Below are 11,680 nucleotides of genomic sequence, written 5' to 3' on the forward strand. Positions count from 1 at the left end.
CGCGCCGGCCGGCAACGGCGATCACGGGAGTGTCCCGGTCCGGCGGGGTTCCACAGACCAGGACCCGCACATTAGTGCGAATCACCGATTGGCAGCGGGCCCCTCGGCGCGGTCTCCTGTACGCATGGCACAGAACCCGATCATCCGTTTCACCACCGAACTGATGCGCCTCACCGACGACCTCGACCAGGCGACCGCCGCCGAGTTCGTCCAGCGCGTCTACGCCGCCGGCCGCGAGGACGGCGCGGCCGAGGCCGCGGGGGGCGCGCCGGGAACGGAGTGACGCCCGGGTTCACATACATAAATCCACGCCACGTATATGTACTTCAGCGGGAACGCCGTGCCACGCTTGCCTCGCCTCTTCGTGATCCGTCCCCCCACTCGAAACGGCGGGCACCCATGAGCATCTCCCGGCGACACCTGCTGAGCACCGCGGCCGGCGCCGCGGCCGCGACCACCGTCACCGCACCTTCCGCGCGGGCCGCGTCCTCGCTCCCGGCCCCCGATCCGGCCGAGACCGAGCAGACCCTGCGCGCGGCGGCGGACTACGCCGTGACCAAGCTGCGGGCGGTCGCCCCCGGCGTCACGTCGTTCCCCGTCATCACGAAGTTCGAGAAGTGGACCTACTCCGACAACGGCGACTGGGTCGGCGGCTTCTGGCCCGGCACGCTGTGGATGGCCTGGCTGCACAGCGGCGACGCCCGTTTCCGTTCCCTCGCGCTCGCCGCCGCCGACCGCCTCGCCCCGCGCCGCACCGACACCGGCACGCACGACCTGGGCTTCCTCTTCTCCCCCTCGTGGGTCACCGCCTGGCGGCTCACCGGCGACCCCAAGTGGCGCGACGGGGCGGTCCAGGCGGCGTCCTCGCTCATCAAGCGCTACAACAGCGCGGGCCGGTTCATCCGCGCCTGGGGCGCGCTGAACGACCCGGCCAATGCGGGCCGCGTGATCATGGACACGATGATGAACCTCGACCTGCTCGCCTTCGCGACCGAGCAGACCGGGGACTCGCGCTACCTCGACGCCGCCACCGCCCACGCGCGCACGACCCAGCGCAACTTCCCCCGCCCGGACGGCTCCACACCGCACGTGTACGACTTCGACCCGGCCACCGGCGCCCCGATCGGCCCCAACACGGTGCAGGGCTACAGCCCCGCCTCCTGCTGGTCCCGCGGCCAGGCCTGGGGCGTCTACGGCTTCACCACGATGCACCGGCGCACCGGCGACCCCCAGTTCCTCACCACGGCGGCGAAGCTGGCGGACTACGCGCTCGGCGCCCTCACCCCCGACAACGTCCCCGTCTGGGACTACCTCGCGCCCCAGCAGCCGAACGACGTCAAGGACTCCTCCGCCGGCGCCGTCCTGGCCTGCGGGCTGCTCGACCTCTCCGCCGCCACCGGCCGCACGTCCTACCGCGAGGCCGCGCTCCGGATCCTCACCGCCCTGGCCACCACCTGCCTCACGACCAGGTCCACCCGCGCCCAGGCCGTCCTCGCCCGCGCCACCCGCAACCGCCCCGCCGAGGACGGCGTCGAGGTCTCCGTCCCCTACGGCGACTACTACCTCCTGGAGGGCATCCTCCGCGTCCTGCGCCCCGCCGACGTCGACCGCGCGATCGACCTGTCGTCCGTGTGACGGCCGGGGCGGCGCCCTGCGCCGCCGGGGCCACGGGATCGTCCCCGCCCGCGACACGCGGATGCGCCGACTCGGCCCCCGCACGCCCGGGCCCCGTCACAATGCCGGGCATGCGTACTCACCTGACAGCCGCCGTCCTCGCCGGCGCCGCCCTCCTGCTCGGGCTCACCGCGTGCACCTCCGGCGGCGACGGCAGCGGCGCGCCCGCGGACAGCCACCCGACGTCCTCCCCCACGGCCGCCGGCTCCCACGTGCCCGACATCGCGGACCTGCTGCCGGACGAGCCCACCGGCGTCGAGCGCACCGCCCTGCTGGCCGCGCTGACGGCCATCGACCCGGCGTACACCAAGGACGCGGACAAGGCGATCGCCAACGCCCGCAACCAGTGCGCGACCATCAGCGGCGGCGGGGACGCGGTCTCGTCGGCCCAGGCCCGCTTCGGCACCGGCGACCACCAGGTCACCGCGGCGCAGGCCGAGGCCGTCAACGCGGCGCTGCGCAAGACGCTCTGCGTGTCCTGACCCCCGCGCGGCACGGGCAGGCGGCCGGGCGCTCAGCCCTCCGAACGACCTTCGGGCAGTTCGTTGTTGCGGCCCAGGGCCTTGCGCCACGCGATGCGGGACGCGAAGCCGAGCCCGACCAGCCAGGCCAGGGAGAAGGGCAGCGCCCAGACGGTCTGGGCCGACACTCCGCGGCTCAGGGTGACGACGATGCCCGCGACGGTCGACAGTGCCATGACACCGAGCACGGTGCCGGCAAGGGTCCAGGGAACGGATTTCATGCCGCGCACCCTAGCCAGCCCGCCACCGCGCCCGATCACGAGGGTGCCGCGCGCAGCCCGGCCAAGTCACCTTTCCCGCAATTCCCTTGGCCCGAACGAAGCAGGCCCCCGCCACGCCGTTGTGGTGGGGGCCGACTCGGGCCGCGGGCTCCGCTGAGGGAGAGGCGCGAAGCCCGCCGCATCCGAGCCTGCCCGAGGCCCGGTCCGCCCGCACCCGGGGCGCCGCCGGGCGGGCGAACGTCACCTGTTGCGGGCGGCACGGCCCTCACGTGCCTTGCCGACGGCCCAGCCCGTGGCCAGGCCGCTGACGATCACGTGCCCCGCATCGACGGCAACGCCGGCGAGCCCGCTCGGGAACCCGGTGATGATCCCGACCACGGCGGACACGGCAAGAGCGCCGAAGAAGAGCGCGGCCAGCGCCCACAGCACGGTTCTCATGACGGCACCCTAGAACGCCGCCGTACGGGGTCAAGGGTGGGCGTCCGCGGGGCTGTTCACCGCCCTGCCCCTCGATCGCTGCTCATGAACTGGGCCGGCAACAGCACGATGACACCGGCCAGCAGGATCGCACTGCCGGCCAAGGTGCCCCAGGCCCGGGCGCCGGGGTCGTTGATCACCCATGCGAACAGCGCCTGCCAGTAGAGCCCGAAAGCAAACACCAACTGGCCGCAGCCGTAGAGGCCCGGACGGCTGACACGGCGCCGGTTCCACGGAACCACCCAGCCCTGGGTGATCCCCGCAACACCGGAGGCGGCAAAGAGCGATGCCAGCACAACGAGAGCTATTCCTAGCCAGAGCTTCACGGTTCCCCCCTGGAAGCCGGACCCCACCGCGATGTTCGCGTGATCATGGCACCGGCCATGCCGTACGTCCAGCCTCCCGCACCGCCCTGACCGGTCGGCACGTCCTGGCCCCAACGGCGTCGCCATGGCATGTCCGGGCGAGCGACGGCGATTTCCCCATCAGCCGCGAAGCGGCGACGGCTTGGCCACACGGGCGGCCCCGCTGCCCGGTTGGGCGCGACCGTTCCGCGCCCGGGCCGGCAGGCGATCGGTGCCGCGGGCCGACGGGCCGTGTGCGGGCCCCAGTTGGGGGCTTGGCGCAGGCCGGCTGGATTGCCGACCTGCCGCCCAGGGTGGGGCGGGTGGGACTCGAACCCACGACCGACGGATTATGAGTCCGCTGCTCTAACCGGCTGAGCTACCGCCCCGTACGGCGCGCCTTCACGTGTCGTGCACGCCGTCTGCCGCAGCATAGCTGCTCATACGATCTGTCGCCCTCGCGGGTCACAGACGCACCACCTGGGAGACCTCGATCACCCGGTGATCGGTTCCCGCACACGAAAAAGGACCCCCGAAGGAGTCCTTGATCACCGCTCCCCCGACTGGACTCGAACCAGTAACCTGCCGGTTAACAGCCGGCTGCTCTGCCAATTGAGCTACAGGGGAAAGACTTGCGCGAGCTCCCCCGACTGGACTCGAACCAGTAACCTGCCGGTTAACAGCCGGCTGCTCTGCCAATTGAGCTACAGGGGATTGCTCCGCTTGCACCGAATGTACCCGTTTCCGGCATCCCGGACGGCGTGCGCTCGCTGCGACACATACATTAGCGCAAGGTGGGGGGTGCTCCGCCAACCGGTAACGCCGCGGTTGTCCGCAGGCCACAGCGGGTAGGCGCGGAACACAGCCCCAGAGGACCCACGAGAGGTGGAGCCATGCGCTACCGACTGACGTTCATCAGCGGGATCGCCGTCGGGTACGTGCTCGGGGCGCGGGCCGGCCGCGAGCGGTACGAGCAGTTGCGCAAGAGCGCGCAGCGGATCGCCCAGAACCCCGCGGTGCGGAACACCGTGGAGACCGCCGGGCAGACCGGGCGCGAGGCGGCCGTGAAGGCCGTGGACGCGGTGTCGGCGAAGGTCGGCGACCGGCTGCCGCCCGCGGTGGCCGACCGGGTGCGCCGGCTGCGCGGCAACGGCGGGGACCAGGACGACTGGGGCACCGGCACCACCTGACGGCCGGGGCCGGCCCGGCCCGGTCGCCCTGCGTGCGGCGCGCGTACGGCATGATGCGACGCATGGGGATTGTGGCGGGGATCGACAGCTCCGGTGCCGGTACGACCGTGGTCGTGTGCGACGCGGACAGCGGGGCCGTGCTCCGGCAGAGCCACGCCCCGCATCCGGCGCAGGGGGCGGAGGACGCGGGGGCGCTGACGGAGATCGATCCGGAGGCGTGGCTGCTGTCGCTCGGCGAGGCGGCCAGGAGCGGGATGCTGGAGGGCGTCCAGGCGATCGGCGTGTCGGGGCAGCAGCACGGCCTGCTGGCGCTGGACGCCGGCGGCGCGCTGGTGCGGCCCGCACTGCTGCGGAACGACAAGCGGGCGCAGATACAGGCCGCGGACCTCACCGAGGAACTGGGCGGCAAGGCCGGCTGGGCGGCGGCGGTCGGGTCGGTGCCGCAGGCGGCGTACCCGGTGGCGAAGCTGCGCTGGCTGGCGCAGCACGAGGCGGCCGCGGCCGGGCGCATCGCCGAGGTGCTGCTTCCCCACGACTGGCTGGTCTGGCAGCTGATGGGCCGGCCGCAGCGGCGGACCACCGACCGCGGCGAGGCCTCCGGCACCGGCTACTGGTCGGCGGCCACCGGCCAGTACCGCACCGACATCGTGGAGCGGGCGCTCGGCCACGCGGTGGCGCTGCCGGAGGTGCTGGCGCCGGCCCAGCCCGCCGGACGCACCCCGGAGGGGCTGCTGATCTCGGCCGGCACCGGGGACAACATGGCGGCCGCGCTCGGACTGGGCGTCGGGCCGGGTGACGCGGTGGTGTCGCTGGGCGCCGCCGGCACCGTCTTCGCGGTGCACCACCAGGCGCTGAACGACCCGTCCGGCACGATCACCTCCTTCGCGGACGCGACCGGACACCATCTGCCGATGCTGCACACCCGCAACGCCGTGCGGGTGCTGCGCGGCACCGCCGATCTGCTGGGCACCGACCTCGCGGGGCTGTCGGAGCTGGCGCTGCGCTCCACCCCGGGCTCGTACGGACTGGTGCTGCTCCCCTATCTGGAGGGTGAGCGCACCCCCGATCTGCCGCACACCGCGGGCACCCTCACCGGCCTGCGGCGCGAGAGCATGAAGCCCGAGCACCTGGCGCGGGCGGCCTTCGAGGGCATGCTGTGCGGGCTCGCGGACGCGCTCGACATGCTGCGCGGGCGGGGTGTGGAGGTGCGCCGGATCTTCCTGCTGGGCCCCGCGGGCGATCTGCCGGCGGTGCGGTCGCTGGCCCCGGCGCTGCTGGGCGCGCAGATCGTGATCCCGCCGCCGGCGGAGTACGCGGCGCTGGGTGCGGCCCGGCAGGCGGCGTGGGCGCTGGCGGTGGCGGAGGGGAAGGGCTCGCCCGAGCAGCCCCCGTACTGGCAGCAGGCGGAGTACGCGGTCGTCGACGCCGGGCCGGACGACGGGGCGATCGGGCACTCGGTGCGGCAGCAGTTCGTCGCGGTGCGTGAGCAGACGCATCCGGGGGCGTTCGGGGGCTGATCCGCTCGGCGCGCGGATGTCCGTCAGAGTCTTTCCGGGTGTGAGGAATGCCCCGGTAAATCGGGTGCCTGTGGCAACCTTCGGACTATAGGGTCAGCGGTCGTGCTGATCCGACTCCTCCGCTCCCACCTGGGCCCGTACCGGCGTTCCATAGCCGTGCTCGTGGTCCTCCAGCTCGTGGCGACCATCGCCATGCTCTACCTGCCCACGCTGAACGCCGACATCATCGACAACGGCGTCGTGAAGGGTGACACGGGCTACATCCTGAAGCTCGGCGGCATCATGGTCGCCGTCACCCTCGCGCAGCTCGCCTGCTCCGTCGGCGCCACCTTCTTCGGCGCCCGTACGTCCATGGCCGTCGGCCGGGACATCCGCGCCTCGGTCTTCGACCGGGTGCAGCGCTTCTCCGCCCGCGAGGTCGGGCAGTTCGGCGCCCCGTCGCTGATCACCCGCTCGACCAACGACGTGCAGCAGGTCCAGATGCTGGTGCTGATGACCTTCACGCTGATGGTCACGGCGCCGATCATGTGCTTCGGCGGCATCGTCATGGCGCTCGGCCAGGACGTTCCGCTGTCCTCCCTGCTGCTCGCGGTCGTGCCCGTGCTGGCGGTCCTGATCGTGCTGCTCGTCCGGAAGCTGCGCCCCCTGTTCCGCGGGATGCAGCAGCGGCTGGACACGGTCAACCGCGTCCTGCGCGAGCAGATCTCCGGCATCCGGGTCATCCGGGCCTTCAACAAGGACGAGTTCGAGCAGCAGCGCTTCGGCAAGGCCAACGACGAACTCACCGACGTCTCGCTGCGCGCGGGGCGGATGATGACGCTGATGTTCCCCATCGCGATGGCGGTGGTGAACCTCACCAGCGTCGCCGTCCTGTGGTTCGGCGCGCACCGCATCGACAGCGGGGGCATGCAGATCGGCGCGCTCACCGCCTTCATCAGCTATCTGATGCAGATCCTGATGTCGATCATGATGGCGACCTTCATGGTGATGATGGTGCCCCGCGCGGAGGTCTGCGCCGAGCGCATCGAGGACGTGCTGGGCACCGAGACCAGCGTCGTGCCGCCCGCGCAGCCCGTGCGGCTGCCGGTGCGGCGCGGCGAGCTGGAGCTGCGCGCCGCGGACTTCAAGTACCCGGGGGCCGAGGCCGAGGTGCTGCACGCGATCGGCCTGGTCGCCCGGCCCGGTGAGACCACCGCGGTCATCGGCTCCACGGGCAGCGGCAAGAGCACCCTGCTGGGGCTGGTGCCGCGGCTGTTCGACGCCACGGGCGGCCAGGTGCTGATCGACGGGGTCGACGTCCGCGAACTGGACCCGGTGGACCTCGCCGAGACCGTCGCCCTCGTCCCGCAGAAGCCCTACCTCTTCTCCGGCACCGTCGCCTCCAACCTCCGCTACGGCAACCCGGAGGCGACCGACGAGGAGCTGTGGCAGGCCCTGGAGACCGCGCAGGCGCGGGAGTTCGTGGAGCGGCTCTCCGAGGACGGCTCCGGGCTCGACGCCCCCATCGCGCAGGGCGGCACCAATGTCTCCGGCGGTCAGCGGCAGCGCCTGGCGATCGCCCGGGCCCTGGTCCGCAAACCGCGCATCTACCTCTTCGACGACTCCTTCTCGGCGCTGGACTACGCGACCGACGCCGCCCTGCGGCGCGCACTGGCCCGGCAGACCGCGCAGGCCACGGTCGTGATCGTCGCCCAGCGGGTCAGCACCATCCGCGACGCCGACCGCATCGTCGTCCTCGACGAGGGCCGGGTCGTGGGCACCGGCACCCACCGCGAACTGATGGACGGCAATCCGACGTACCGGGAGATCGTGCTCTCCCAGCTCACCGAGAAGGAGGCCGCGTGAGCGTCCCCACCCCCCGCCGCGGGCCTGTGCCGGCGGCGGGACCGATGCGCTTCATGAGCGGCCAGCCCACCGAGCGCTCCATGGACTTCAAGGGCTCGGGCAAGCGCCTGCTCGGCCTGATGCGCCCCGAACGCACCCTGCTGTACGCGATGCTGGCGTGCACGATCCTGGGCGTCGGCCTCAACGTCCTCGGGCCGCGCATCCTGGGCCGTGCCACCGACCTGATCTTCGCGGGCGTCATCGGCCGGTCCATACCCGCCGGCACCGACAAGGCCACGGCGATCGAGCACCTGCGGCAGCAGGGCAACGACACCGTCGCCGACCTGCTCCGGTCCATCGACTTCACCCCTGGGCACGGCATCGACTTCGACGCGGTCGGCCATGTGCTGCTGATCGCCGTGGCGATCTACGCGGCCGCCGCGGTCTTCTCGATCGTCCAGGGCCGGCTGGCCACCCGGATCATCCAGCGCGCGATCTACCGGCTGCGCCGGGACGTCGAGGAGAAGCTGGCCCGGCTGCCGCTGTCGTACTTCGACCAGCAGCCGCGCGGCGAGGTGCTGAGCCGGGCCACCAACGACATCGACAACATCGGCCAGACGATGCAGCAGACGCTGGGCCAGATCATCTTCGCGCTGCTGTCGATCGTGGGCGTGCTCGCGATGATGTTCTCCATCTCGTGGCTGCTGGCGCTGGTGGCGCTCGTCACGGTGCCGCTGTCGGTGGTGGTCGCCACCGCCGTCGGCAAGCGCGCGCAGCCGCAGTTCGTCGCGCAGTGGCGGACCACGGGCAAGCTCAACGCCCACATCGAGGAGATGTACACCGGGCACACCCTGGTGAAGGTCTTCGGCCGCCAGGAGGAGTCCGCGCAGGCCTTCCACGAGCAGAACCAGGCGCTCTACGAGTCGGGCTTCCGGGCGCAGTTCATCTCCGGCATCATCCAGCCCGCGATGATGTTCATCGGCAACATCAACTACATCCTGGTGGCGGTCGTCGGCGGTCTGCGGGTGGCCAGCGGCGCGCTGTCCATCGGCGACGTGCAGGCGTTCATCCAGTACTCGCGGCAGTTCAGCCAGCCGCTGACGCAGGTGGCGAGCATGTCCAACCTGGTGCAGTCCGGTGTGGCGTCCGCCGAGCGGGTCTTCGAACTCCTCGACGCACCGGAGCAGAGCGCCGACCCGAAGACGCCCAGCCTGCGCAAGGAACTGCGCGGCGAGGTCCGCTTCGAGGACGTCGCCTTCCGCTACGAGCCCGACAAGCCGCTCATCGACGACCTGTCGCTGGCCGTCGAGCCCGGCCACACGGTGGCCATCGTCGGCCCGACCGGTGCGGGCAAGACCACCCTGGTCAACCTGCTGATGCGGTTCTACGAGGTCACCGGCGGGCGGATCACGCTGGACGGCACCGACATCGCGTCCATGTCGCGGGAGGAACTGCGGTCCGGGATCGGCATGGTGCTCCAGGACACCTGGCTGTTCGGCGGCACGATCGCGGAGAACATCGCCTACGGCACCGAGGGCAGCACCCGCGAGCAGATCGAGGAGGCCGCGCGCGCCGCGCACGCCGACCGCTTCATCCGCACCCTCCCCGACGGCTACGACACCGTCATCGACGACGAGGGCACGGGCGTCAGCGCGGGCGAGAAGCAGCTGATCACCATCGCCCGGGCGTTCCTGTCCGACCCGGTCATCCTCGTCCTGGACGAGGCGACCAGCTCGGTCGACACCCGCACCGAGGTGCTGATCCAGCGGGCGATGGCCCAGCTCAGCCACGGCCGCACCAGCTTCGTCATCGCCCACCGGCTCTCCACGATCCGCGACGCGGACGTCATCCTCGTCATGGAGAGCGGCGACATCGTCGAACAGGGCACCCACGAGGAGCTGTTGCTCAAGGACGGCGCCTACGCCCGCCTGTACGCGGCGCAGTTCGCCCAGGCGGTCGCCGAGGTCGACTGACCGCGACTCCCGCGGAAGCGAAAGGGACCCCCGGCGGACTGCTCCGCCGGGGGTCCCTGCCGTCGGCCGGGACGCCGAGCGCTCAGTCCAGATAGCCGCGGAGCTGATCGGCGAACGCGTGGTCGCGGAGCTTGTTGAGGGTCTTGGACTCGATCTGGCGGATGCGCTCGCGCGTGACGCCGAAGATGCGGCCGATCTCCTCCAGGGTGCGCGGCCGGCCGTCGTCGAGTCCGTAGCGGAGCTGGACGACCTTGCGCTCGCGCTCGCCGAGGGTGGACAGGACGGCCTCCAGGTGCTCGCGCAGAAGCAGGAAGGCGGCGGACTCCACGGGCGAGGCGGCGTCACCGTCCTCGATGAGGTCGCCGAGGGCGACGTCCTCCTCCTCGCCCACGGGAGCATGCAGCGAGACGGGTTCCTGGGCCAGGCGCAGGACCTCCGCGACGCGCTCGGTCGGGATGTCGAGATGGGCGGCGACCTCTTCGTTGGAGGGCTCGTAGCCGCGTTCCTGGAGCAGCCGGCGCTGGACGCGGACGACGCGGTTGATGAGCTCCACGACGTGCACCGGGACGCGTATCGTGCGGGCCTGGTCGGCCAGGGCGCGGCTCATGGCCTGCCGGATCCACCAGGTCGCGTAGGTGGAGAACTTGTAGCCGCGGGCGTAGTCGAACTTCTCCACGGCCCGGATCAGGCCGAGATTGCCCTCCTGCACCAGGTCCAGCATGGTCAGGCCGCGGCCGACGTAGCGCTTGGCGACCGAGACGACGAGGCGGAGGTTGGCCTCGATGAGCCGCCGCTTGGCCATCCGGCCGAGGACGACCAGGCGGTCGAGGTCCACGGCGAGCCGCGAGTCGAGGTCCGGGGTGCTGCTCAGCTTCTCCTCGGCGAACAGGCCGGCCTCGACGCGGCGGGCGAGTTCGACCTCCTCGACGGCGGTGAGCAGGGGTATGCGGCCGATCTCCCGCAGGTACTGCCGGAACAGGTCGGCGGACGGCCCCGCCACGTCCTCCTTGAACGGCCGTACCGGGCCCGGGTCGTCGTCCTCCGGGCCTTCCCCGTCCGGGTCAGGACCGGCCTCCGGGTCCGGCCCGGGCGCGGCGGCCCCCTCCGGGTGCAGGGCGGCGTGCTGCTGCTCCGGGACCCGTTCCAGCAGGTCGTCCGTCACGAGGGCCGGGGGCGTCAGGGTCTGGATCTGCACGGGAGCGACCTCCACGGTGTGCGCAACCACGGACTCGGAGGCGCGCGGCAGCGGAACGGTTGCGGCGCCCTCGCCGCGGCCCGTCCGGGAGTTCGCCGTCAGCGGTACTCCCTGGGCGCCGGCGTCGGCGCCTCCCGGAATTCCGCGCTCCGAGGACTCTTGCACCGCCCCCAGTGTGGCGTACGGCACACCGGGCCCACGAGGGTCGTGCGCCGCTTTTTCCGGCCGAGTGTGACCGAGGGCGACCCCGCGGTCACGCCTCCGGCGCGGCGGGCGGTCCCGGGTGACCGCTGTCCCGGACGGCAGCTTCTCCACCTCCGGCTCGGGCACCACGCGCCGTCGGCCGTCGCCCTGGGTGGCCGCTGCACGGGACTGTGGACCTCCGGGCACAAGACCCGCCCCTGGTCCCCCCGTTCGGTCCGACCCCGCTGGGCCGCCGCATGCTCGCCGCCGCCCTGGAGAGCGCACTGCCGGGACGGGTCGGCCCGCGCGCCGACACGCAACGCCGTGGGCGGCCCCCGCGGCAAGCCGGGCGGCAGCAGACCGGCGGGGGGCCACCAGGCCACCCGGACCAACCACGCGGGCAGGCCGCCCCCACCCCGCGTTCCGGGCCCGACCCGCAAGACGCTCACACGCCCGCCCGGCCGACCGCACTCGGGCCGATCCGCACAGGGACGGACGGGGCGTGCCCGGCGCGGCGGGCGGTCCCCGCGGCATGCGGCAGGAACACACCCCCAGGACGGG

11 protein-coding genes and 3 tRNA genes are annotated in these 11,680 nt (G+C 72.3%); 7 read left to right on the plus strand and 7 right to left on the minus strand.

Annotation, left to right across the window (positions count from 1 at the left end):
• Nucleotides 1-124 precede the first annotated feature (124 nt).
• The 3 genes from ACIP9H_RS03255 (at nt 125) to ACIP9H_RS03265 (ending at nt 2,156) form a co-directional block, all read left to right on the plus strand.
• Nucleotides 125-283, plus strand: a complete 159-nt coding sequence (locus ACIP9H_RS03255; RefSeq protein ID WP_360906700.1) for a hypothetical protein — start codon at nt 125-127, stop codon at nt 281-283.
• Between the two features lie 116 nt (nt 284-399).
• Nucleotides 400-1,635, plus strand: coding sequence for a glycoside hydrolase family 88 protein (locus ACIP9H_RS03260; protein WP_401957197.1), 1,236 nt, complete (start codon nt 400-402; stop codon nt 1,633-1,635).
• 110 nt (nt 1,636-1,745) lie between these two features.
• On the plus strand, nt 1,746-2,156 hold the full coding sequence (locus ACIP9H_RS03265) for a hypothetical protein (protein ID WP_401957200.1): 411 nt from the start codon (nt 1,746-1,748) through the stop codon (nt 2,154-2,156).
• Nucleotides 2,157-2,188: 32 nt separating this feature from the next.
• Here ACIP9H_RS03265 and ACIP9H_RS03270 read toward each other — a convergent pair whose 3' ends face one another.
• The 6 genes from ACIP9H_RS03270 to ACIP9H_RS03295 form a co-directional block, all read right to left on the minus strand.
• Nucleotides 2,189-2,416, minus strand: coding sequence for a hypothetical protein (locus tag ACIP9H_RS03270; RefSeq protein ID WP_401582607.1), 228 nt, complete (start codon nt 2,414-2,416; stop codon nt 2,189-2,191).
• 240 nt (nt 2,417-2,656) lie between these two features.
• Complete coding sequence (locus ACIP9H_RS03275) at nt 2,657-2,854, minus strand: hypothetical protein (protein ID WP_401957203.1); 198 nt, start codon at nt 2,852-2,854, stop codon at nt 2,657-2,659.
• Nucleotides 2,855-2,910: 56 nt separating this feature from the next.
• Complete coding sequence (locus ACIP9H_RS03280) at nt 2,911-3,189, minus strand: hypothetical protein (RefSeq protein ID WP_401582609.1); 279 nt, start codon at nt 3,187-3,189, stop codon at nt 2,911-2,913.
• Nucleotides 3,190-3,552: 363 nt separating this feature from the next.
• Nucleotides 3,553-3,626, minus strand: a tRNA-Ile gene (locus ACIP9H_RS03285).
• Nucleotides 3,627-3,791: 165 nt separating this feature from the next.
• Nucleotides 3,792-3,864 (minus strand) — tRNA-Asn (locus tag ACIP9H_RS03290).
• Between the two features lie 14 nt (nt 3,865-3,878).
• Nucleotides 3,879-3,951 (minus strand) — tRNA-Asn (locus ACIP9H_RS03295).
• A 179-nt stretch (nt 3,952-4,130) separates the two neighbouring features.
• On the opposite strand from ACIP9H_RS03295, the gene ACIP9H_RS03300 reads away from it, so the two are divergent.
• From ACIP9H_RS03300 to ACIP9H_RS03315, 4 genes are all read left to right on the plus strand, one after another.
• Nucleotides 4,131-4,427, plus strand: a complete 297-nt coding sequence (locus ACIP9H_RS03300) for a YtxH domain-containing protein (RefSeq protein WP_360906713.1) — start codon at nt 4,131-4,133, stop codon at nt 4,425-4,427.
• A gap of 62 nt (nt 4,428-4,489) precedes the next feature.
• A complete protein-coding gene (locus ACIP9H_RS03305; protein ID WP_401582611.1) occupies nt 4,490-5,944 on the plus strand; it encodes an FGGY family carbohydrate kinase in 1,455 nt (484 codons plus the stop codon).
• 102 nt (nt 5,945-6,046) lie between these two features.
• Nucleotides 6,047-7,789: an ABC transporter ATP-binding protein gene (locus tag ACIP9H_RS03310; RefSeq protein ID WP_401582613.1), complete on the plus strand. Its 1,743-nt coding sequence runs from the start codon at nt 6,047-6,049 to the stop codon at nt 7,787-7,789.
• A gap of 44 nt (nt 7,790-7,833) precedes the next feature.
• Nucleotides 7,834-9,741 carry an ABC transporter ATP-binding protein gene (locus ACIP9H_RS03315; protein ID WP_401583194.1) on the plus strand — a complete coding sequence of 636 codons (1,908 nt, stop codon included), beginning with the start codon at nt 7,834-7,836 and terminating at the stop codon, nt 9,739-9,741.
• Between the two features lie 82 nt (nt 9,742-9,823).
• Here ACIP9H_RS03315 and ACIP9H_RS03320 read toward each other — a convergent pair whose 3' ends face one another.
• Complete coding sequence (locus tag ACIP9H_RS03320; protein WP_401582614.1) at nt 9,824-11,101, minus strand: RNA polymerase sigma factor; 1,278 nt, start codon at nt 11,099-11,101, stop codon at nt 9,824-9,826.
• Nucleotides 11,102-11,680: the final 579 nt, after the last annotated feature.

This window comes from Streptomyces sp. NPDC088732, assembly GCF_044751205.1.
Classification (GTDB): Bacteria; Actinomycetota; Actinomycetes; order Streptomycetales; family Streptomycetaceae; genus Actinacidiphila.

Coding starts and splice junctions, on each gene's coding strand:
- ACIP9H_RS03255 (WP_360906700.1), top strand. CDS start 125: ATGGCACAGAACCCGATCATCCGTTTCACCACCGAACTGATGCGCCTC.
- ACIP9H_RS03260 (WP_401957197.1), top strand. CDS start 400: ATGAGCATCTCCCGGCGACACCTGCTGAGCACCGCGGCCGGCGCCGCG.
- ACIP9H_RS03265 (WP_401957200.1), top strand. CDS start 1,746: ATGCGTACTCACCTGACAGCCGCCGTCCTCGCCGGCGCCGCCCTCCTG.
- ACIP9H_RS03270 (WP_401582607.1), bottom strand. CDS start 2,416: ATGAAATCCGTTCCCTGGACCCTTGCCGGCACCGTGCTCGGTGTCATG.
- ACIP9H_RS03275 (WP_401957203.1), bottom strand. CDS start 2,854: ATGAGAACCGTGCTGTGGGCGCTGGCCGCGCTCTTCTTCGGCGCTCTT.
- ACIP9H_RS03300 (WP_360906713.1), top strand. CDS start 4,131: ATGCGCTACCGACTGACGTTCATCAGCGGGATCGCCGTCGGGTACGTG.
- ACIP9H_RS03305 (WP_401582611.1), top strand. CDS start 4,490: ATGGGGATTGTGGCGGGGATCGACAGCTCCGGTGCCGGTACGACCGTG.
- ACIP9H_RS03315 (WP_401583194.1), top strand. CDS start 7,834: ATGCGCTTCATGAGCGGCCAGCCCACCGAGCGCTCCATGGACTTCAAG.